Annotated in this window: 19 protein-coding genes and 2 tRNA genes; 9 read left to right on the forward strand and 12 right to left on the reverse strand. The window is 75.2% G+C overall.

Annotation, left to right across the window (positions count from 1 at the left end; genetic code table 11):
* Positions 1 to 78 precede the first annotated feature (78 nt).
* The 6 genes from clpX to ACI79X_RS06510 form a co-directional block, all read right to left on the reverse strand.
* Positions 79 to 1353, reverse strand: coding sequence for an ATP-dependent Clp protease ATP-binding subunit ClpX (clpX, locus tag ACI79X_RS06485; protein ID WP_073419135.1), 1275 nt, complete (start codon positions 1351 to 1353; stop codon positions 79 to 81).
* 308 nt (positions 1354 to 1661) lie between these two features.
* A complete protein-coding gene (locus tag ACI79X_RS06490) occupies positions 1662 to 2294 on the reverse strand; it encodes an ATP-dependent Clp protease proteolytic subunit (RefSeq protein ID WP_457024601.1) in 633 nt (210 codons plus the stop codon).
* Positions 2295 to 2310: 16 nt separating this feature from the next.
* Positions 2311 to 2946 (reverse strand): ATP-dependent Clp protease proteolytic subunit, encoded by a 636-nt coding sequence (locus ACI79X_RS06495; protein ID WP_457024602.1) that lies wholly within the window; start codon positions 2944 to 2946, stop codon positions 2311 to 2313.
* A gap of 251 nt (positions 2947 to 3197) precedes the next feature.
* The gene (gene tig, locus ACI79X_RS06500) at positions 3198 to 4682 is read right to left on the reverse strand and encodes a trigger factor (protein WP_457024603.1); all 1485 of its coding nucleotides are present in this window, start codon (positions 4680 to 4682) and stop codon (positions 3198 to 3200) included.
* 86 nt (positions 4683 to 4768) lie between these two features.
* Positions 4769 to 4842, reverse strand: a tRNA-Pro gene (locus ACI79X_RS06505).
* 14 nt (positions 4843 to 4856) lie between these two features.
* On the reverse strand, positions 4857 to 6308 hold the full coding sequence (locus ACI79X_RS06510) for an amidase (RefSeq protein WP_457024604.1): 1452 nt from the start codon (positions 6306 to 6308) through the stop codon (positions 4857 to 4859).
* Positions 6309 to 6353: 45 nt separating this feature from the next.
* Between ACI79X_RS06510 and ACI79X_RS06515 the strand changes: the two genes are divergently transcribed.
* Together ACI79X_RS06515 and ACI79X_RS06520 are read left to right on the forward strand one after the other, a co-directional pair.
* A tRNA-Gly gene (locus ACI79X_RS06515) sits at positions 6354 to 6424 on the forward strand.
* Between the two features lie 141 nt (positions 6425 to 6565).
* On the forward strand, positions 6566 to 6727 hold the full coding sequence (locus ACI79X_RS06520) for a hypothetical protein (protein WP_457024605.1): 162 nt from the start codon (positions 6566 to 6568) through the stop codon (positions 6725 to 6727).
* Here ACI79X_RS06520 and ACI79X_RS06525 read toward each other — a convergent pair.
* Complete coding sequence (locus tag ACI79X_RS06525) at positions 6705 to 7529, reverse strand: M55 family metallopeptidase (RefSeq protein WP_457024606.1); 825 nt, start codon at positions 7527 to 7529, stop codon at positions 6705 to 6707. The genes ACI79X_RS06520 and ACI79X_RS06525 overlap by 23 nt on opposite strands.
* A 34-nt stretch (positions 7530 to 7563) precedes the next feature.
* On the opposite strand from ACI79X_RS06525, the gene ACI79X_RS06530 reads away from it, so the two are divergent.
* Entirely contained in the window at positions 7564 to 8955 is a 1392-nt protein-coding gene (locus ACI79X_RS06530) for an FAD-binding oxidoreductase (RefSeq protein WP_457024607.1), read from the forward strand.
* A gap of 24 nt (positions 8956 to 8979) precedes the next feature.
* Here ACI79X_RS06530 and ACI79X_RS06535 read toward each other — a convergent pair whose 3' ends face one another.
* From ACI79X_RS06535 to ACI79X_RS06545, 3 genes are all read right to left on the reverse strand, one after another.
* A complete protein-coding gene (locus ACI79X_RS06535) occupies positions 8980 to 9528 on the reverse strand; it encodes a DUF4396 domain-containing protein (protein WP_457024608.1) in 549 nt (182 codons plus the stop codon).
* A 123-nt stretch (positions 9529 to 9651) separates the two neighbouring features.
* Entirely contained in the window at positions 9652 to 10653 is a 1002-nt protein-coding gene (locus tag ACI79X_RS06540; protein WP_457024609.1) for a sigma-70 family RNA polymerase sigma factor, read from the reverse strand.
* Between the two features lie 85 nt (positions 10654 to 10738).
* Entirely contained in the window at positions 10739 to 12376 is a 1638-nt protein-coding gene (locus ACI79X_RS06545; protein WP_457024610.1) for a hypothetical protein, read from the reverse strand.
* 220 nt (positions 12377 to 12596) lie between these two features.
* Between ACI79X_RS06545 and ACI79X_RS06550 the strand changes: the two genes are divergently transcribed.
* Genes ACI79X_RS06550 through ACI79X_RS06565 form a run of 4 tightly spaced genes read left to right on the forward strand, consistent with a single transcriptional unit; the run spans position 12597 to position 16633 of the window.
* Positions 12597 to 13889, forward strand: coding sequence for a sensor histidine kinase (locus ACI79X_RS06550; RefSeq protein ID WP_457024611.1), 1293 nt, complete (start codon positions 12597 to 12599; stop codon positions 13887 to 13889).
* Positions 13880 to 14551 (forward strand): response regulator, encoded by a 672-nt coding sequence (locus ACI79X_RS06555; protein WP_457024612.1) that lies wholly within the window; start codon positions 13880 to 13882, stop codon positions 14549 to 14551. Before ACI79X_RS06550 ends, ACI79X_RS06555 begins: the two co-directional genes overlap by 10 nt.
* Before the next feature lie 37 nt (positions 14552 to 14588).
* Positions 14589 to 15344 carry a hypothetical protein gene (locus ACI79X_RS06560; protein WP_457024613.1) on the forward strand — a complete coding sequence of 252 codons (756 nt, stop codon included), beginning with the start codon at positions 14589 to 14591 and terminating at the stop codon, positions 15342 to 15344.
* Between the two features lie 47 nt (positions 15345 to 15391).
* Complete coding sequence (locus ACI79X_RS06565) at positions 15392 to 16633, forward strand: GNAT family N-acetyltransferase (protein WP_457024614.1); 1242 nt, start codon at positions 15392 to 15394, stop codon at positions 16631 to 16633.
* 25 nt (positions 16634 to 16658) lie between these two features.
* Here the strand turns inward: ACI79X_RS06565 and ACI79X_RS06570 are convergent, their stop codons facing one another.
* Positions 16659 to 17150: a ribose-5-phosphate isomerase gene (locus ACI79X_RS06570; RefSeq protein WP_457024615.1), complete on the reverse strand. Its 492-nt coding sequence runs from the start codon at positions 17148 to 17150 to the stop codon at positions 16659 to 16661.
* 25 nt (positions 17151 to 17175) lie between these two features.
* Here ACI79X_RS06570 and ACI79X_RS06575 point away from each other — a divergent pair, with 25 nt between their 5' ends.
* Both ACI79X_RS06575 and ACI79X_RS06580 read left to right on the forward strand, forming a co-directional pair.
* On the forward strand, positions 17176 to 17844 hold the full coding sequence (locus ACI79X_RS06575) for a DUF429 domain-containing protein (protein WP_457024616.1): 669 nt from the start codon (positions 17176 to 17178) through the stop codon (positions 17842 to 17844).
* Positions 17841 to 18602 carry an MBL fold metallo-hydrolase gene (locus ACI79X_RS06580; RefSeq protein ID WP_457024617.1) on the forward strand — a complete coding sequence of 254 codons (762 nt, stop codon included), beginning with the start codon at positions 17841 to 17843 and terminating at the stop codon, positions 18600 to 18602. Before ACI79X_RS06575 ends, ACI79X_RS06580 begins: the two co-directional genes overlap by 4 nt.
* Here the strand turns inward: ACI79X_RS06580 and ACI79X_RS06585 are convergent.
* Positions 18595 to 19350: an SDR family oxidoreductase gene (locus ACI79X_RS06585; protein WP_457024618.1), complete on the reverse strand. Its 756-nt coding sequence runs from the start codon at positions 19348 to 19350 to the stop codon at positions 18595 to 18597. The two genes, ACI79X_RS06580 and ACI79X_RS06585, sit on opposite strands and share 8 nt — an antisense overlap.
* Positions 19351 to 19368: the final 18 nt, after the last annotated feature.

The following is a 19368-nucleotide window of genomic DNA, read 5'->3' on the forward strand; positions in this document are numbered from 1 at the left end:
AGTTCCACGGCCCTGGGAACGGCGACGGCCCGCCCCCTTCGTCGGGGGCGGGCCGTCGGCCGGACTGTCAGCGCTTGGTCAGGCGCTCTTCTCGCGACGCTCGCGGGAGGGCTTGCGCGGCACGATCGTCGGGTTGACGTGCTCCAGCACGACCTCCTTGGAGATCACCACGGAGGCGACGTCCTCGCGGCTGGGCACCTCGTACATCACCGACTGCAGCACCTCCTCCATGATCGCCCGGAGCCCGCGGGCGCCGGTGCCACGGAGGATCGCCTGGTCGGCGATCGCCTCGAGCGCGTCGTCGGTGAACTCCAGCTCCACGCCGTCGAGCTCGAACAGCCGCCGGTACTGGCGCACCAGGGCGTTCTTCGGCTCGGTGAGGATCTGGATCAGCGCGTCGCGGTCCAGCGCCTGCACGCTGGTGATCACCGGGAGCCGGCCGATGAACTCGGGGATCATCCCGAACTTCAGCAGGTCCTCGGGCATGACCTCGGCGAACGCGCTGGAGGCCTCGATCTCCTTCTTGCCGCGGATCTCCGCGCCGAAGCCGATGCCCTGCTTGCCCACCCGCTGCTCGATGACCTTCTCCAGGCCAGCGAAGGCACCGCCCACGATGAACAGCACGTTCGTCGTGTCGATCTGGATGAACTCCTGGTGCGGGTGCTTGCGGCCACCCTGCGGCGGCACCGACGCCGTCGTCCCCTCGAGGATCTTCAGCAGCGCCTGCTGCACGCCCTCACCGGACACGTCGCGGGTGATCGACGGGTTCTCGCTCTTGCGGGCGATCTTGTCGACCTCGTCGATGTAGATGATCCCGGTCTCGGCGCGCTTGACGTCGTAGTCGGCGGCCTGGATCAGCTTGAGGAGGATGTTCTCGACGTCCTCGCCGACGTAGCCGGCCTCGGTCAGCGCCGTGGCGTCGGCGATCGCGAACGGGACGTTGAGCATCCGGGCCAGCGTCTGGGCCAGGTGCGTCTTGCCGCAGCCCGTGGGGCCCATCAGCAGGATGTTGGACTTCGCCAGCTCGACGGAGTCGTCACGGCTGGACCGCTCGCCGCCGGCCTGGACCCGCTTGTAGTGGTTGTAGACGGCGACGGCGAGCGTGCGCTTGGCCTTCTCCTGGCCGATGACGTACTGCTCGAGGAAGTCGTGGATCTCGCGGGGCTTCGGCAGCTCGTCGAACTTGAGGTCCGACGACTCCGAGAGCTCCTCCTCGATGATCTCGTTGCAGAGGTCGATGCACTCGTCGCAGATGTAGACGCCGGGGCCAGCGATGAGCTTCTTGACCTGCTTCTGGCTCTTCCCGCAGAACGAGCACTTGAGCAGGTCACCGCTCTCACCGATTCGTGCCACCTGCTGACCTCCACCTCGGGGGGGATGCAGGCCCTGGGGAAGCGGACCTGCAGATGATGTGTCACTGATGTGCCCGTGCTCGGTCCCGCTGGTGGCGGGTGCCGCGAGGACGGTCCTCCCGGCGTTGCCGGCCGGGGATCGGGCGCTCGCCGACGGTACCCGTCACCGCCGACGCCGCGGGGCTCCGACGCCCCGGTGCGCCGGGGGTGCTCGACTCGCTCGTCACTCCCGGCACTGCCCCCCGAACGGTACGGGTTGCGGACGCGACACGCGCGAACTCTTCCCGCCCCGTCCGGGGGACGACCGGCTCACGCCGTGGCGAACGCGTTGAGCTTCCGGCTCTGCACGACCTGGTCGACGAGGCCGTACTCCTTGGCCTCGTTGGCCGTCAGGATCTTGTCGCGGTCGATGTCGGCGCGGACCTGCTCGGCGGTGCGGCCGGTGTGCCGGGCGAGGATCTCCTCCATCTGCGTGCGCACCCGCTCGATCTCGGCGGCGTGGATCTCCAGGTCGGAGACCTGGCCGCCGGCCTCACCGGAGGGCTGGTGGATCAGCACGCGGGAGTACGGCAGCGCCAGCCGCTTGCCGGGGGTGCCGGCGGCGAGCAGGACGGCGGCGGCCGAGGCGGCCTGGCCCATGCACACGGTCTGGATGTCGGGCCGGACGAACATCATCGTGTCGTAGATGGCCATCAGCGACGTGAAGGAGCCACCGGGCGAGTTGATGTAGATGGTGATGTCGCGGTCCGGGTCGGCCGACTCCAGCGTGATCAGCTGGGCCATGACGTCGTTGGCCGACGCGTCGTCGATCTGCACCCCGAGGAAGATGATGCGCTCCTCGAAGAGCTTGTTGTACGGGTTGGACTCCTTCATGCCGTAGCTGGTCCGCTCCACGAAGGAGGGCAGCACGTAACGGCTGGAGGGCATCTGGGGGTTGCTCATCGGGATCCCTCCGGACTCAGTTGTCGGTGACCGGGTTGGCGCTGTCGGTCATGGTGGCGCGGCTGACGACGTGGTCGACGAAGCCGTACTCGAGCGCCTCCTGCGCGGTGAACCAGCGGTCGCGGTCGGAGTCGCGCTCGATCTGCTCGACCGACTGGCCGGTGTGCTGGGCCTGCAGCTCGTTGAGCTCGCGCTTCGTGCGGCGGAACAGGTCGGCCTGGATGGCGATGTCGGCCGCGGTGCCGCCGACGCCGGCGGAGGGCTGGTGCATCATGATCCGCGCGTGCGGCAGGGCGTAGCGCTTGCCCTTGGTGCCCGCGGTGAGCAGGAACTGGCCCATCGAGGCGGCCAGGCCCATGCCGTAGGTGGCGACGTCGCAGTCGATGAACTGCATCGTGTCGTAGATGGCCATGCCCGCGCTGACGGAGCCGCCGGGCGAGTTGATGTAGAGGTGGATGTCGCTCTTCGGGTCCTCGGCCGAGAGCAGCAGCATCTGCGCGGCCAGCTGGTTGGCGATCACGTCGTCGACCTGGGTGCCCAGGAAGATGATGCGCTCGCGCAGCAGGCGCTCGTAGACCGAGTCGTTGAGGTTCATCCCACCGGCGCCGCCCCGCAGGAGCGGGGAGTACGTCGGGTTCGGGTCGGTGCTCACGGGTGTGGTGACCTCCGTTGGCGGTGGTTCGAGTCGGTCTCGGTGGGCGGGAGCGGGGCCGGCGGCCCTGGCGGGCCGTACCCCCGGCCTCCACCCCGAGTCACGTCGACCCTAACGCGCACCCCCGGGCCCGGAGTCCCGGCGCGGGGGCCTGTTCGCCGTCGGCGCAGCGGTGCCCGGCCCCGGACGCGACGACGCCGCCCTCCCCCGCGCGTGCGGGGCAGGACGGCGTCGTCGGACGGTGCGGCGCGTCAGCTCTTGGTGACGTCCTCGGTGTCCTCGGTGGCACCCTCGGTCGCCTCGACGGCGGCCGCGTCGGCGACCTCGGCGTCGGGCGCCTCGTCGCCGGCGGCGTCGGCAGAGTCCTCGGCAGCTTCCTCGGCGGAGTCCTCGGACTCCGCGCCGGCCCGGACGGTCTGCGGGCGCAGCGCGTCGAGGTCGACGGTGTTGCCGGAGGCGTCGGTGATCGTCGTCTGCTCGAGCAGCTGGGCCAGCGCCTTGGTGCGGCGCACGTCGGCGACGAACTCGGCGATGTTGCCGCCCTGCTGCAGCTGCTGGGCGTACTGCTCCGGGCTCACGCGCTGGCGGGAGGCCTGGGCCATGATCTGCGCGGAGAGGTCGTCGTTGTCGACGGTGATCTCCCGGGCGTCGGCGACCGCGTCCAGGATGAACTGGGTGCGGACGGCCTCCTCGACCTGCTTGGCGAGGTCGGCGTCGTAGGCCTCACGGCTCTCGACGCCGCCGGCCTGCAGGAAGGTCTCCCAGGTCATGCCGGCGCGCTGCAGCTCCTGCGACAGCGACTGGTTGCGCCACTCGACCTCGCGGGCGACCAGGCCCTCGGGCACCGGCACCTCGGTGGCCTCGAGCAGGTGCTCGACCAGCTTGTCGCGGGCCTGCGCGCCCTGCTGCATGGTCTTGGCACGGCCCAGCCGGGTGCGGACGTCGTCGCGCAGCTCGGCGAGGGTGTCGAACTCGCTCGCGGTGGAGGCGAACTCGTCGTCGAGCTCGGGCAGGTCCTTGGCCTTCACCGAGCGGACGGTGACGGTGACGTCGGCCTGCCGGCCGGCGTAGGCGCCCTGGTGCAGGTCGGTCTGGAAGGTCGCCGACTCGTCGGCCGACAGCCCGCGGACGGCGTCGTCGAGGCCCTCCATGAGCGAGCCGGAGCCGACCTCGTAGGACATGCCGCTGGTGGTGCCGTCCTCGAGGACCTCGCCGTCGACGCGCGCCTCGAGGTCGAGGGAGACGTGGTCGCCGTCCTGGGCGGCCCGCTCGACGGCGGTGAGCATCGCGAAGCGCTCGCGCATGACCGCGATCTGCTCGTCGATCTCCTCGTCGGTGACCTCGACGTCGTCGACGGTGACCGACAGGTCCTCCAGCGAGGGCAGCTCGATCTTCGGCGCGACGTCGACCTCGGCGGTGAAGGCGAGGGTGTCGTTGTCGTCGAGGCGGGTCACCTCGATGTCGGGCTGGCCCAGCACGCGGACCTGGTTCTCGCGGACGACCTCGGAGTAGACCTCGGGGATCGCGTGCTGCACGACCTGCTCGAGGACCACGGGGCGGCCGACGCGCTGGTCGAGCACGCGCTCGGGCACCTTGCCGGGGCGGAAGCCGGGGACGCGGACCTGCTTCTTGAGCTCCTTGTAGACCTCACCGAAGGCGTGGTCCAGGTCCCCCCACGGCACCTCGATCGCCATCCGGACCCGCGTGGGGCCCAGTTCCTCGATGGTGCTCTTCACAGCGGCAGTGCTCCTCGGTACGACGGAAGGGGACGCCGGGGACGGCGCCGGGTCGACCCCCGAGTCTAGAGACGCCGGGGGCGGGGTCGGGGTGGCGGGATTCGAACCCACGGCCCCCCGCTCCCAAAGCGGGTGCGCTACCAAGCTGCGCCACACCCCGTGGCGCCGTCGAGTCTAGGCGGGCAGCACCGGGCGCCGTCCCGCCCACGGCGCGGCCTCCTCCAGCGCGGCTGCCACGCGGACCAGCAGGTCCTCCCGCCCGGCCGCCGCGACCACCTGGACGCCGACGGGCAGGCCGCCGTCGGTGGTGTGCAGCGGCAGGCTGACGGCGGGCTGGCCGGTGACGTTGAGCTGCGCCGTCCAGGGGATGAAGGAGGAGACGCGGCGGCCCTCCTCGCGCGGGCCGGCCGCGGTGAACCAGCCGAGCTCCGGAGGCGGGGCGCCCACGGTCGGGGTGACCAGCAGGTCGAAGCCCTGGCCGCCGTCGGGGGCCGGCGTCCAGAAGGCGGCCATCCGGCGGGACCAGGAGCCGAGCCAGGCGCGGGCGGCGAGGTAGTCGGGGGCGGTCAGCCGGCCGCCGGTGACGCGGTAGCGGGCGTTGCGCGGCTCGATCTCGTCGTCGGGGATCGGACGGCCGACCACGCGCTCGAGGTCGGTGAGGGTGCGGGCGGTGTCGGCGGCGACGGTGGTGTTGAAGTGCCGGGAGAAGTCGTCGTCGAAGAAGGCGGCGGGGTGCGCCTCCTCGACGGCGACGCCGAGGCCCTCGAGCAGCCGCCCGGCGACGGCGACGGCCTCGCGGCAGGCCGGGTCGTCGAGCCACCGGTCGTCGGGCGGGGAGGGGCAGAGGCCCGCGCGCAGCCCGGCGACCGGGGCGCCGAGCTCCTCGAGCAGGAGGCGCGGCAGCGGCGGGGCGGCGTAGGGGTCACCGGGCATCGGGCGGCCGATCAGGTCGAGGACGGCGGCGGTGTCGCGGACGGTGCGCGTGACGACGCCGTCGACGGTGGCGCCGGCCCAGCCCTCGCCGACGTCGGGGCCCTGGCTCACGCGGGCGCGGGTGGGCTTGAGGCCGACCAGGCCGCACTCGCTCGCCGGGATGCGGATGGAGCCGCCGCCGTCGCTGGCGTGCGCGACCGGCACCATCCCGGCGGCCACCGCCGCGGCCGAGCCGCCGCTGGACCCGCCGGTGGAGCGGGACGGGTCCCACGGGTTCCGGGCCGGCGCGTTGGCGGCGGGCTCGGTGGTGACGGTGGTACCGAGCTCGGGGACGTTGGTGCGGCCGAGGACGACGAACCCGGCGGCGCGGAAGGCGGCGGCGAGGTGGCTCTCGCGCCGCCAGCGGATCCCGGCCTGCTGCAGGGGCGCCAGCCCGTAGGCGGTCTCCTCCCCCGCCATGTGGGCGCCCATGTCCTTGAGCAGCAGCGGCACGCCGCGGAACGGGCCGTCGGGGAGGTCACCCGCGGCCTCGGCGCGGGCCGCGTCGAAGCGGCCCCGGAGGACGGCGCCGAGGCCACCGTCCAGCGCCTCGATCCGGGCGATGGCGGCGTCGACGAGCTCGGCCGGGGACGCCTCCCCGCGGCGGACGAGGTCGGCCTGCGCGGTGGCGTCGAGCTCCGTGGTCTGCGTCACGTGGCGGACGCTATCGAGGGTGCCGCTACGCTGGACGGGCACCTCGCGGGTGTAGCTCAATGGTAGAGCCCCAGTCTTCCAAACTGGCTACGCGAGTTCGATTCTCGTCACCCGCTCCGCATCCGACACGACCGCTGACGGTCCGTCCCGGCACGCGGCCGCGCCGCGGCCCGCCCGGCGCGGCACCCCCCGGCGCGCCCCCCGTGCCCCACAGTCGCCGTCCTCGGCGTGACTCGATCCTCGGGGGCGGAGCAGTCATGGACCTGGTGGTCACGGCGCTGGCGGTGGGTGCGGCCGTCGGCGGGTACGTGGGGTACGAGATCGGCAACTGGAAGGCGGCCCGACGGGCGGCGAAGGCCACCTACCGCACCCAGCGGGGCCTGCGCTCGGCTCCTCCTACTCCGCGATCCCGCGGGTGAGCAGCACGACGGTGACGAAGGTCCGGTAGAGCTCCACCGGGTCCGCGCCGGTGATCGTCACCGCGAGCGTGCCGGCCCGCCGCACCCCGACGATCCGCGTCGCCATCTCCGCGAGGTCCGCGTTGCGGAAGGTGACCTCGAGCGTGGCGGGCAGCTCGATCGCCGGCAGCCGCGCGGCGCCGAGCCCGCGCAGCGCCGCGGCCGCCCCCTCGCGGATCAGCCGGCAGGCCTCCTCCGGGTGCAGGCTGTCGGCGGCGAACCGGCTCACCGACCGCTTCACCACGACGGCGGTCACGCCCGGGCAGATCGCCCCCGCCTCGGCGGCCGTCGTGTCGTCGCCGGTCACCAGCACCACCGGCACGCCGTGGCCGAGCGCCACCAGCGCGTTGATCCCCGACTCCCCCACCTCGACGCCGTTCAGCGTCACCCGGGCGATCGCCCGCGGGTTGTAGGTGTGCGACAGCGTGGAGGGCTCCGCGGCCATCGAGCCGTGGTAGCTGACCAGGAAGACGGCGTCGAAGGACGCGTCGAGGCCCTCCATCATGTACATCGGCTTGTGCCGGCCCGACAGGTAGCGCGCCCGCCCGAGCAGCTCGCCGGGCCGCAGGTTCTGCATCGTGGAGTGCGAGTCGTTGACGAGGAACTGCGTGGCCCCGGCGTCCAGGGCACCGGCGATCGCCGCGTTGACCTCGTCCTGCAGCAGCCGCCGGTAGTGCTCGTACTCGCCACCCGGGCCGCGGCACTGCTCCCAGTCGACGACTCCGGCGGTGCCCTCCATGTCGGAGGAGAGGTAGACCTTCACCGGCCCATCCTCGACCGAGGGGTTGACTGTCCCCGTGACCACCCTCAGCACCGGGGTCGTCGAGGCCCTCCGCGCCGCCCTCCCCGCCGACCGGCTGCTGGTCGACGACGACGTCGTCGCCTCCTACGTGCACGACGAGGCCGAGTGGGCGCCGCACGGCCGCCCGGTCGCCGTCGTCCGGCCGCGGACGTCGGCCGAGGTGCAGGCCGTGGTGCGCGCCTGCGTCGAGCACCGGACGCCGGTCGTGACCCGCGGCGCCGGCACCGGCCTGTCCGGCGGGGCCAACGCGGTCGACGGCTGCGTGGTCGTCACCACCGAGGCCATGCGGGAGATCCGGGCCATCGACCCGGTCGAGCGCTACGCCGTGGTCCAACCCGGCGTGGTCAACGACGACCTGCGCGCGGCCTGCGCGGCGCAGGGCCTCTGGTACCCGCCGGACCCGGCGAGCGCGCCCTGGTCGACCATCGGCGGCAACGTGGCCACCAACGCGGGCGGCCTGTGCTGCGTGAAGTACGGCGTCACCCGCGACTACGTCCTCGAGCTCGAGGTGGTCACCGGCACCGGCGAGCTGGTGCGGCTGGGCCGGCGGACGGCGAAGGGCGTCGTCGGCTACGACCTGGCGGGGCTGGTGGTCGGCTCGGAGGGCACCCTCGGGATCGTCACCGAGGTGACCGTGCGGCTGCGTGCGGCCCGCCCGGCCGAGCGCACCGTGGTGGGCTACTTCGCCTCCGTGGTCGACGCCGGCCGCGCGGTGGAGGCGGTCGGCGCGGCCGGCATCGTGCCCTCGGCGCTCGAGCTCGTCGACCGGCACTGCCTGGCCGCGGTCGACGCCTGGAAGAACATGGGCCTGTCGGTGGACGCCGACGTCGTCCTGCTCGGCCGCTCCGATGCCCCCGGCCCGGCCGGGGACGCCGAGGCCGACGGCATGCTGCGCTGCTTCACCGACGCCGGTGCGACCTGGGCCGCCGCCTCCACCGACCCCGCCGAGGCCGAGGCGCTGTTCTCCGCCCGCCGGCTGGCCTACCCGGCCGTCGAGCGGCTGGGCCCGGTGCTCACCGAGGACGTCTGCGTGCCCAAGGCGGCGGTACCGGAGATGCTCGGCCGGGTGGAGGCCGCGGCCCGCCGCAACGACGTCCTCATCGCCAACATCGCGCACGCCGGCGACGGCAACCTGCACCCGCTGATCATCACGCCGCCCGGCGACGACGCCGCCCGCGAGCGCGCCCAGGTGGCGTTCGCCGAGATCATGCGCGACGCCGTCGAGCTCGGCGGCACGGTGACCGGCGAGCACGGCGTGGGCCTGCTCAAGCGCTCGGGCCTGGCGCTCGAGCAGTCCCCCGCCGTGGTGGCGATGCAGCGCGCGGTCAAGGCGGCGCTCGACCCGCTCGGGATCCTCAACCCCGGCAAGGTGCTGCCCGACGAGTGAGGCCCGAGCGGGCCGGCGGCCGGCTCAGTGCAGGGCGTGGACGACGGCGTGCCCGCGCCCGCGGCCCATCAGCCAGCGGTTGACCGGCGTCGTGACGACGAACGCGACCGCGAGGGCGACGGCGAGGGCGCCCCAGAAGAACGCGGAGTCCAGGCCCGCCTCCATGGCGCCCGGGACGCCGAGCATGACGCCGTTGTCGACGAGCTCCATGACCGCGATCGAGACGGTGTCGGCGGCCAGCGCCACCCGCAGCGCACGGCGGAACGGCAGCCCGGCGCGCAGCACGCCGCGCATGGTGAACGCGTAGCCGAAGACGAACGCGAGGCCGACGGCCAGCGCGACCGTGGCACCGGCGGACCAGCCGAGCGCCGTGCCGATCACCATGCCGAGGACCTCGCCGATCGCGCAGCCGACGAGGCAGTGCAGCGTGGCCTGCGCGGCCATGGCCCAGCTGACCGGGCCGTGCCCGTGCCCTGGCGCCGCGCGCCCCGCCGTCGTGGGGCCGCCGTGGGTGTGTACCTCGTGAGCGTGTGCCTCGTGGGCGTGGGTGTCGTGGACGTGGTCGGTGTGCATGTCCCCTCCTCCGGTCGACACCCACCGTTGTACCCCCGGGGGGTATACAGCGCAAGTACCCCGGACACGGGACCGCCGCCCCACCCGGGCGGGCGGAGCGGCGGTTCCGGGAGGCGGCCGACGTCAGGGGACGGCGACGCGCTCCGGGGCCTCGAGGGGCAGCCCGAGCCGGGCGAAGAGGTCGTTGTCGAGGTCGAGGAAGCTCGTGATGTGCCGGATCCGGCCGTCCTCGATCTCCAGCACGTGCAGCGCCCAGGGCACGTGGCCGCCGTCGTCGGTGGGCCGCCACTGCGCGACCGCCGGCGAGCCGTTGGCCTCGGTGAGCATGAGCCGGGAGTTCCGGCAGCCGCTGCCCGGTCCGAGCATCCAGGTGCCGATGTCGGCGGCGCTGCCCAGCCACATCTCGAACGGCGGCATGTGCTGCGTGGCGTCCTCGTGCAGCAGCTTGACGAACGCGTCGATGTCGTAGCGCTCGAACGCGTCGAGGTAGCGGGTGAGCAGCTCGCGGTGGTCGGCGTCGAGCGGGCGCTCCTCGGGGTCGCCGCCCACCGCCGCGAGCGTGGCGCGGGCCCGCTGCAGCGCGCTGTTCACCGAGGCCACCGTGGTGTCGAGCAGCTCGGCCACCTCGTCGGCGCGCCAGCGCAGCACGTCGCGCAGCAGCAGCACCACGCGCTGGCGCGGCGGCAGGTGCTGCAGCGCCGCGACGAACGCCAGCCGCACCGACTCGCGGGCCACCGCCCGCTCGGCCGGGTCGCCGTCCTCGGGCAGGACCTGCCGGTCGAGCACCGGCTCCACCCACGCCTCGGCCGGCCGCTTGGCGGCCAGCGACGCCTCCACCGGTGACCACGACTGGCCCGAGAGGTCCATCGGCAGCGCCCGGCGCTGGCGGCCGGAGAGCTGGTCGAGGCAGACGTTCGTGGCGATCCGGTACAGCCACGAGCGCAGCGACGAGCGGCCCTCGAAGTCGCCCAGGCTCTTCCAGGCGCGGACCATCGTCTCCTGCACCGCGTCGTCGGCGTCGAAGCTCGACCCGAGCATCCGGTAGCAGTAGCCGGTCAGCTCGCGCCGGTGCTCGAGCAACCGTGGGTCGAGCTCGTCGGACACCCCGCGCAGCACGCTGGTCACCGCAGACCACCCCTCCTCGTCGACATCCCCGTCGGCGGGCGTCAGTCCACCACGGGGCACCGACCGAACGGGAGTCCCCGGCGGGCTACTGGTAGGTGACCAGCTCCGGGCGCGGGGAGACCTGCGCGATCGTCTCCTCGGGCGTGAGCATCGGGGCGTCCTCGTCGTAGAAGTTCTTCCAGCCCCAGGTCAGCCCCTCGGGACCGATGCCGTGCAGCACCCGCCAGGTGTCCTGCTTGCTGGGCTGGGGCCCCTGCCCGTCGGCGTGCACCATCACCGAGAGCTCGTCGCGGGAGAGGTCCACCCGCTCGCGGCCGGGGATCATGTCCACCCGGAACTGGTGCAGCACGAGCAGCTTCTGCGGCAGCCGGTTCTCGCGGGTGAGGTCGGCCAGCCACGTGACCACGCGGTTGACCTCCTCGACGTCGACCGAGCCGATCTGGGTCAGGTGGACCTCGTTCGGGCCCAGCCGCCACTCGGGGTCCAGCGCCAGCCCGACGTGCGGCAGCTCCAGCAGCGGCCGGTAGATCTCGGCCTGCGTGACGAAGTCGGTGCGGCCGGGCTGCAGGTCCAGGACGACGTAGATCCCGGCCTCGCCGGCGGCCTCGACCAGCGGCCGCAGCTCCTCGACCGGCGCCTCGTAGGAGTAGTCGTTGCCCTCGGTCGGGAACTCCGAGGCGACGGTGGCGATGATCTCGAAGGCCGGGACGACGGTGGCGTCGGGCACCAGCGCCTCGTAGGGGGCGGCGGTGTCGCGGGCGCGCTGCACGGTGGCCGGCACGTCCTGCTCCCCCAGCACGCCGAGCGCGCCGGTGCCGGGGTGGCCGTAGAGGGCGACGAGGAAGTGCTGCGGGAACAGCACCTGGCCGCCACCGGGCAGCTGGGCGCCGGTGGCCGCGGTCTCGACCTTCCAGTCCAGCCCGTCCTCGGCGCCGAAGCCCGCGCCGAGCGCGACGACGGTGTCGGCGCCGGCCACCGCGTCGACGACGTCGGCCGAGCCCCGCGGGTCGGTCTGCCCGTCGGTGACCCGCACGGTGGCGCCGGCGGCCCGCGCGGTGGCGACGCCGGCCAGGGCCGCGGCGTCGCCGTCGGCGAGGACGACGGTGCCCTCCAGCGGCTCGGCGCGCTCGACCTCGGGGAGCTCCCCGGAGGCCTCCCCCTCGGCGGCCTCGTCGCCGTCCTCGGGGCGCAGCGCGGCGGGCGCGTCCGGGTCGAGCCCGGCGACCGCGGTGGCCTCGCCGCCCTCGGCCACGGGGTCGGCGTCGGCGAGGTCGAGGCCGGTGGCCGCGGCGACCGCGTCGGCGGTGGCCGGCACGGAGACGACGTCGGCGTCGCCGGGCGCGGTGTCGGCGCCGACGGCGAGCACGGTGGTGGCGCCGAGCCGGTCGAGCTCCCCGGCGACGGCGTCGTCGCCCTCCTCGCCCTCCGGGTCGAGCAGCAGCGGCACGCCGAGGCCGACGGCGGCTGAGGCGCCGAGCAGCGTGGCGGCGTCGTCGCCGTCGGGGGCGACCACGACGACGCCGGACTCCTCGAACAGCGCCCGGCTCGTGCTCACCGCGGCGGCGACGGGCTCCGCGTCGGCGACGACGGTCAGCCGCTCGCCGGGCGCGGCCGCGGTGACGGACGCGCTCCCGGCGTCGCCGTCGCCGCCGGACGAGGAGGAGGTGCAGCCGGCGGCCAGCAGCAGGGCGCTGACGGCCAGGGGCGCGGCCCTGTGTCGCACGCGGGCACCTCCGTCCGCCGGGCGCCCGGTCGCGGGGGACGCGACGACGGCGGCTCGCCCGGCCCCGACGACCCTACGAGGTCGCTGGACACCGCGGGCCGGGTGCCGGGAGCATCGCGCCCGACATGGACGCTGCAGCGCGAGGTGTCGGGCCAGCCCGACAGCGGATCGACCGGCTGACGGGATCGGCCGGGCGCCGCCGCGTCGCCAGGCTCGGGACATGACCACCGACACGCTCGTGATGCCCGCCGACACCGCCCCGTCGCACGCCCGGTCCCCGCGCGTGCGCCAGCTGCTGGTCGACTCCGGCTACGCCCTGCTGTCCTTCCCGCTCGGGATCGCCGGCTTCGTCCTCACCGTCACCGGGATCGCCCTCGGCGTCGGCACGCTGGTGATCTGGGTCGGCGTCGCCGTCCTCGCCGTCACCCTGCTCGCCGCCCGCGGCCTGGCCGGGGTCGAGCGGGCCCAGCTGCCCGCGGTGCTCGGCCGCCCGCTCCCCCGCCCCGCCTACCTGCGGCCCGAGGGCGGCCGGGTGCGGAGGGTGCTCACGCCGCTGCGCGACCCGCAGTCCTGGCTCGACGTCCTGCACGCGGTGCTGCGCTTCCCGCTGGCGGTCCTCGCGTTCTCGGTCACCGTCGCGTTCTGGGCGCTGGCGCTCGGCGGGCTGACCTACGGCCTGTGGGACTGGGCGCTGCCGCAGGGGGACAACGAGGACCTGTTCGAGCTGCTCGGGTTCGAGGGCGGCAGCCTGCTGCGGATCACCGGCTACACGCTCATCGGCCTGCTCGGCGCGCTGGTGCTGCCGTTCGCCGTCCGCGCCGTCGCGGTGCTGCAGGCCTCCCTCGGCCGGGTGCTGCTCACCTCCCGCGCCGCCACGCAGGCCGAGATCGGCCGGCTCTCCCGCGGCCGTGACGCCGCCGTGGCCGCGGAGGCGGTGGCGCTGCGCCGGCTCGAGCGCGACATCCACGACGGCCCGCAGCAGCACCTCGTGCGCCTGGGCATGGACCTCTCCCGCGCGCAGCGGCAGCTCGACCGCGACCCGGCCGCCGCCCGCACCACGCTCGCCGAGGCCGGCGTGCTCGCCCGCGAGGCGCTGGAGGAGCTGCGGGCGCTCTCCCGCGGCATCGCCCCGCCGGTGCTCGCCGACCGCGGCCTGGCCGCCGCGCTCGCGGCGCTGGCGGCCCGCTCACCGGTGCCGGTGGAGCTCGCCGTCGACCTGCCCGAGGGCCGGCTCGCCCCGGTCACCGAGAACACCGCCTACTTCGTCGTCAGCGAGGCGCTGGCCAACGTGGCCAAGCACAGCGGCGCTGGCGCGTGCCGGGTCGAGGTGGCGCGGGCGGGGGACGCGCTGCGGGTCGTCGTCGAGGACGACGGCGTCGGCGGCGCCCAGCTCGTGCCCGGGCACGGCCTGGCCGGGCTCGCCGACCGGTTGCGCGCCGTGGACGGCGTGCTGACCGTCGACAGCCCGCGCGGCGGCCCCACCCGGACCACCGCGGAGCTGCCGTGGGCCTGACCCCGGAGGGCCGGCCGCTGCGGGTGGTGCTCGCCGAGGACTCGGTCCTGCTCCGCGAGGGGCTGGTCCGGCTGCTCGAGGAGGCGGGCACCACCGTGGTGGCCGCGGTCGGCGACGGCCCGTCGCTGGTGCGCGCCGTGGGCGAGCACCGGCCCGACGTGGCCGTCGTCGACGTGCGGATGCCGCCCACGCACACCGACGAGGGGCTGCGCGCCGCCGTCGAGGTGCGCCGGGCGGTGCCCGGGACGGCGGTGCTGGTGCTGTCGCAGTACGTCGAGGTGGCCTACGCCGACGAGCTGCTCGCCGACGGCCGCGGCGGCGCGGGCTACCTGCTCAAGGACCGGGTCACCGACCTCGACCAGCTGCTCGCCGCCCTCGCCGAGGTGGTCGCCGGCGGCACGGTGCTCGACCCGCAGGTGGTGGCCCAGCTGTTCGCCCGGCGCCGCGGCGACGACCCGGTGCGCCGGCTGACCCCGCGCGAGCGCGAGGTGCTCGGCCTGATCGCGGAGGGCCACTCGAACACCGCGATCGCCCGGGCGCTGGTGGTCACGCCGGGCGCGGTGGAGAAGCACACGCAGCGGATCTTCGCCAAGCTCGGCCTCGCGCCCGACGAGGACCGCAACAGCCGGGTGATGGCGACGCTGGCCTACCTGCGGAGCTGACTGGCCTCCGACGGCCCGGGGCACCACGGTGGTGCCTGTGACCCGCCGTCCGGTGCTCCTGCTGCTCACCGCCGTCCTGCTCGCCGGCTGCGCCGACGTGGCCACCCGCGACGACGAGGAGCTGCCGGGCGCCGCGCCCTCGTCGACGTCGGCCTCGCCCTCCACCTCGGTCCCCCCGGCCGCCGGCGACCCGGGTGGCTGCCCCGTCGACGGCGCGGCCGGCGTCCCCGACGGCGCGGTCTCCCGGCCGACGGTCGACGTCGACGGCGACGACCGCCCCGACACCGCCTGGATCGCCGACGCGGGGAACGGCGAGGTGCGCTTCGGCGTCGCGACGGCGTCCGGCGGCGGGGGGTCCGCGCCGTTCCCGTCGGCGAGCCCGGTGTCGCGCTCGGTCCTGGTCGCCGACGTCACCGGCGAGGGCGAGCTCGTGGCCCTGGCCGACGACGGCCGGCAGGTGCTGCTGTTCGCGCTCAGCGGCTGCGAGGTGGTGCCGGTGACGAACCCCGAGGGCGCCCAGTACGCCTTCGACCTCGGGTTCACCGGCTACGGCACCGGGGTGGGCTGCCTCGACGTCGACGGCGACGGCGTGCGCGACCTCGCCGGCCTCGACGCCGCCGACGACGGCACCGGCTACACCGCCACCGCCGTGCGCCTCGACGGCCCGCGGGCCAGCAACACCGACACCAGCGTCACCGTCTCCGACGCCCCGCCGGCCCAGGTCGAGGCGGCCCGCTCGGTCACCTGCGGCGACCTGACGCTGCTCGACGACGGTGTCGCGCTGCCCGGCTGAGCGGAACGCGGTCGCGGGCCGTCGGCCCCGCCCGGTAGACAGCGGGGGTGACCGATCCCGCTGACCTCCGCCCCGTCACCGCCGAGGAGTGGCCCGCGTTCAGCCGGGCGATGCTCGAGGTCTTCGGCGACGAGCCGATCGACGACTTCACCGAGCGGGTGCCGGCGACGGCGGAGCTCGACCGGACGCTGTCGCTGTGGTCCGACGACGGCCGGGTCGCCGCCACCGCGGGCCTCTACAGCCGGCAGCTGACCGTGCCCGGCGCCGTCGTCCCGTGCGCGGGCGTCACCTGGGTGACCGTCTCCCCCACCCACCGCCGCCGGGGCGTCCTCACCGCGGTGATGCGCCGGCAGCTCACCGAACTGCACGAGCAGGAGCGCGAGCCGCTGGCGGCGCTGTGGGCCTCGGAGGGCTCGATCTACGGCCGCTTCGGCTACGCGCCGGCCACCCTGCGGGGCAACTGGCGCGGCCGCACGCGGCAGCTGGGCTTCCGGCCCGGGGTCGACACCGGCACCGGCACCGTCGTGCCGGCCGACGCCGACACCTACCTGGCCGGCGCCGCGGGCGTGGCCGAGGCGCTGCGCCGGTGGGTGCCGGGCAACCTCGACCGCGACGAGCGGTGGTGGCGGCGCTCCCTGCGCGACCCGGCCGGGCGCCGCCACGGCGCGAGCGCCCTGCGGTTCCTGCTGCACCGCGAGGCCGACGGCGAGGTCACCGGCCACGCCGCCTACCGGGTGCGCTCCCGCTGGACCGACGACGGCGAGCCCGACGGCACCGTCCTGGTCGACGAGGTGCGGGCGCGCAGCACCCCCGCCTACGCGGCGCTGTGGCGGTACCTGCTCGACCTGGACCTCGTGCGCTCGGCCGAGTACGGCTACGGTCCCGTCGACGACCCGCTGCGCCACCTGCTCGCCGACCCGCGCGCCCTGCACACCCGCCCGCTGGACGGGATGTGGCTACGGCTGGTCGACGTCGGCCGGGCGCTGTCCGCCCGCCGCTACCCGGCGCCGATCGACATGGTGCTCGAGGTGCGCGACCCGTTCTGCCCGTGGAACGACGGGCGCTGGTGGCTGCGCGGGCACCCGGCCGGGGCGTTCTGCGCGCCGACCGACGGCGACCCCGACCTGGTGGTCGACGTCGACGCCCTGGCCGCTGCCTACCTCGGCGGCACGTCGCTGGGCACCCTGCAGGGGGCCGGGCGGGTCACCGAGGTGAGCCCCGGCGCGGTCACCCAGGCCGCGACGGCGTTCTCCTGGCCGGTGAGCCCGTGGTGCCCCGACCAGTTCTGAGGGGTCGCCGTGCCGGCGGCGGGTCCTAGACGACGTCCTCGCGGGTGGGCAGGCCGCCCGCGGGGCGGTGCCGGTTCTGCTCGTAGTCGTGGATCAGTCCGATCCGGCGGACGTGCCGCTCGTCCTCGCTGAACGGCGTCCGGAGGAACTCGAGCACCAGCTCGGTGGCCTCCTCCACGGAGTGCTGGCGGGCGCCGATGGACACGACGTTCGCGTCGTTGTGCTGGCGGGCGAGCTGGGCGGTCTCGGTGTTCCACACCAGGGCGGCGCGCACGCCGGGGACCTTGTTGGCCGCGATCTGCTCGCCGTTGCCGGAGCCGCCGATGACCACGCCGAGGGTGCCGGGCTCGACGACGACGCGCTCGCCCACCTCGAAGCAGAACGGCGGGTAGTCGTCGACGGGGTCGTAGTCGAAGGCGCCGCAGTCCACCGGCTCGTGGCCGGCCTCGGTGAGCGCCCGCTTGAGGTGCTCCTTGAACTCCAGGCCGGCGTGATCGGTGCCCACGAAGACGCGCATGGCCCGAGTCTGTCAGGGTCGGTGCGTGGCGGTGCTCGGGGTCGACGGCTGGCGCGGGGCCTGGGTCGGGGCGCTGCTCGAGGGCCGCACGGTGCGGCTGCTGCACCTCCGCGACGCCGGGGCGGTCCTCGCCGTCCCCGACGCCGAGGTGGTCGCGGTCGACATGCCCATCGGCCTGTCCGACGACGGCCCCCGCGCCTGCGACCAGCAGGCCAAGGCCCTCCTCGGGAGCGCGGGGAGCTCGGTGTTCGCCTCACCCGTGCGGCCGGTCCTCGCGACGGACGACTACGCCGAGGCGCGCCGCATCTCCGTCGCCGCCACCGGCGGGACGTCGCTGTCCGCCCAGGCCTTCCGGCTGGTCCCGTCCATCCGCGCGCTCGACGACGCCCTCGGCGAGCCGCCGCCCGGCCACGTCGTCGAGGTGCACCCGGAGCTGGCCTTCCGCGTCGGCCTGGGCGGCGTCACCGACCCGAAGGCCACCGCCCGCGGGATGGCGCAGCGGCTCGCCGCGCTGCGCGCGGTGATGGACGTCGAGGAGGCGCTGCTCGCCGCGCCGCCGCGGGTGCCGGCGATCGACGCGCTCGACGCGTGCGCCGCGGCGTGGTCGGCCCGGCGGGTCGCCGACGGTACGGACGAGTGCGTCGGCGACGGCTCGCTCGACGCCCGCGGCCGGCCGATGCGGATCCGCTGGTGACCTTCCGCGAGGTCGGCGACGGCGTCTTCGTCCGCCGGCACGCGTCCCTGGACCTCAACTGCGGCCTGGTCGTGGGCGACGGCGCCTGCCTCGTCGTCGACACCCGTTCCTCCCCCGCCGAGGCCGCCGACCTGGCCGCCGCGGTGCGCCGGGTGACGCCGCACCCGTGGACCGTGGTGAACACCCACGCCCACTACGACCACTGCTTCGGCAACGCCGCGTTCCGGCCGGCTCCCGTGTGGGGCACCCGCGGCTGCGCGGCGGACCTCCGGGCCACCGGGGAGGCGCAGCGGTCCGCGCGGGTGGCCGAGCTGCTGGCCGCCGGGGACGCCGGGGCGGCGGCAGAGGTCGCGGGGGCGCCGCTCGACCCGCCGGACGCGCTCGTCGACGACGTCGCGGTGCTCGACGTCGGCGGCGTCGAGGTGGTCCTGCGGTTCCTCGGGCGCGGGCACACCGGGCACGACCTCGTCGTCGAGGTGGAGGACGGGACGGTCTTCGCCGGGGACCTGGTCGAGCAGGGCGCCCCGCCGGCGTTCGAGGACGCCTTCCCGGCCGAGTGGCCGGCGACGCTGGGCCGGCTGCACGCGCTGGCCCGCGGCGCCGTCGTCCCGGGGCACGGGGCGGTGGTCGACGCGGACTTCGTCGGCGCGCAGCGCGCGGAGCTGCTCGCCGTCCTGTCCGCCGTGCGGGCCGGCCTGCTCGACCGCGGCCCCTACGACGCGGCGACGATGCGCGTGGCCGCCTCGCGGCTCAGGTGAGGCGGCGGACCACCGGCAGCGGGAGCACCCGCAGCAGCGCCGACACCGGCCGCCACGGCCACTCGGGCACGTAGGCGCGGACCGGCTCGCGCTCGATCGCGGCGACCAGCGCGTCGACGCCGGTGTCGAGGTCGACGGTGAACGGGCCGCGGCGGCCCACGTTGATGTCGGTCTCGATGTAGCCGGGCAGCACGGTGGTCACCCGGATGCCGGTGCCGAGCAGGTCGGACCGGATGCCCTCGGCCAGCGCGTTGAGCGCGGCCTTGCTGGCGCCGTAGGCGGTGCGGGTGCCGCGCATCCCGCGCACCGAGGCGACGGAGCTGATGACGACGAGGTGCCCGGAGCCCTGCGCCCGGAAGAGCTCGACGGCCGCCTCGCACTGCGCGTGGGTGCCGAGCACGTTGGTGAACAGGGTGGCCCGGTTCGCCCAGTCGGCGCCGGTGCCCACCGAGGCGCCCTTGCCGATGCCCGCGTTGGCGACGAACCGGTCGAGGCCGCCGAGCTCCGCGGCGAGCGCCGGGACGCCGCGGGCGACCGCGGCCGCGTCGTCGACGTCGATCGCGGCGGTGACGACCCGGATGCCGGGGGAGGCGGCCAGCAGCTCGGCGCGGAGCTCCTCGAGCAGCTCGCCGCGGCGGGCGACGAGCGCGAGGTCGCGGCCGCGCGCGGCGAAGCGGCGGGCCATGCCCCGGCCGAGGCCGGAGCTGGCGCCGGTGATCAGGATGCGCTGGCGGACGGGTCGCGGCACGCCGTCAGCATGCCGCGC

Source organism: Geodermatophilus sp. SYSU D01119, from assembly GCF_054049975.1.

Bases quoted from the DNA above. Each gene is read 5' to 3' on its own strand.
- ACI79X_RS06490 (WP_457024601.1), bottom strand. From the start codon at position 2,294: ATGAGCAACCCCCAGATGCCCTCCAGCCGTTACGTGCTGCCCTCCTTC.
- ACI79X_RS06535 (WP_457024608.1), bottom strand. From the start codon at position 9,528: ATGCACACCGACCACGTCCACGACACCCACGCCCACGAGGCACACGCT.
- ACI79X_RS06550 (WP_457024611.1), top strand. From the start codon at position 12,597: ATGACCACCGACACGCTCGTGATGCCCGCCGACACCGCCCCGTCGCAC.
- ACI79X_RS06520 (WP_457024605.1), top strand. From the start codon at position 6,566: ATGGACCTGGTGGTCACGGCGCTGGCGGTGGGTGCGGCCGTCGGCGGG.
- ACI79X_RS06570 (WP_457024615.1), bottom strand. From the start codon at position 17,150: ATGCGCGTCTTCGTGGGCACCGATCACGCCGGCCTGGAGTTCAAGGAG.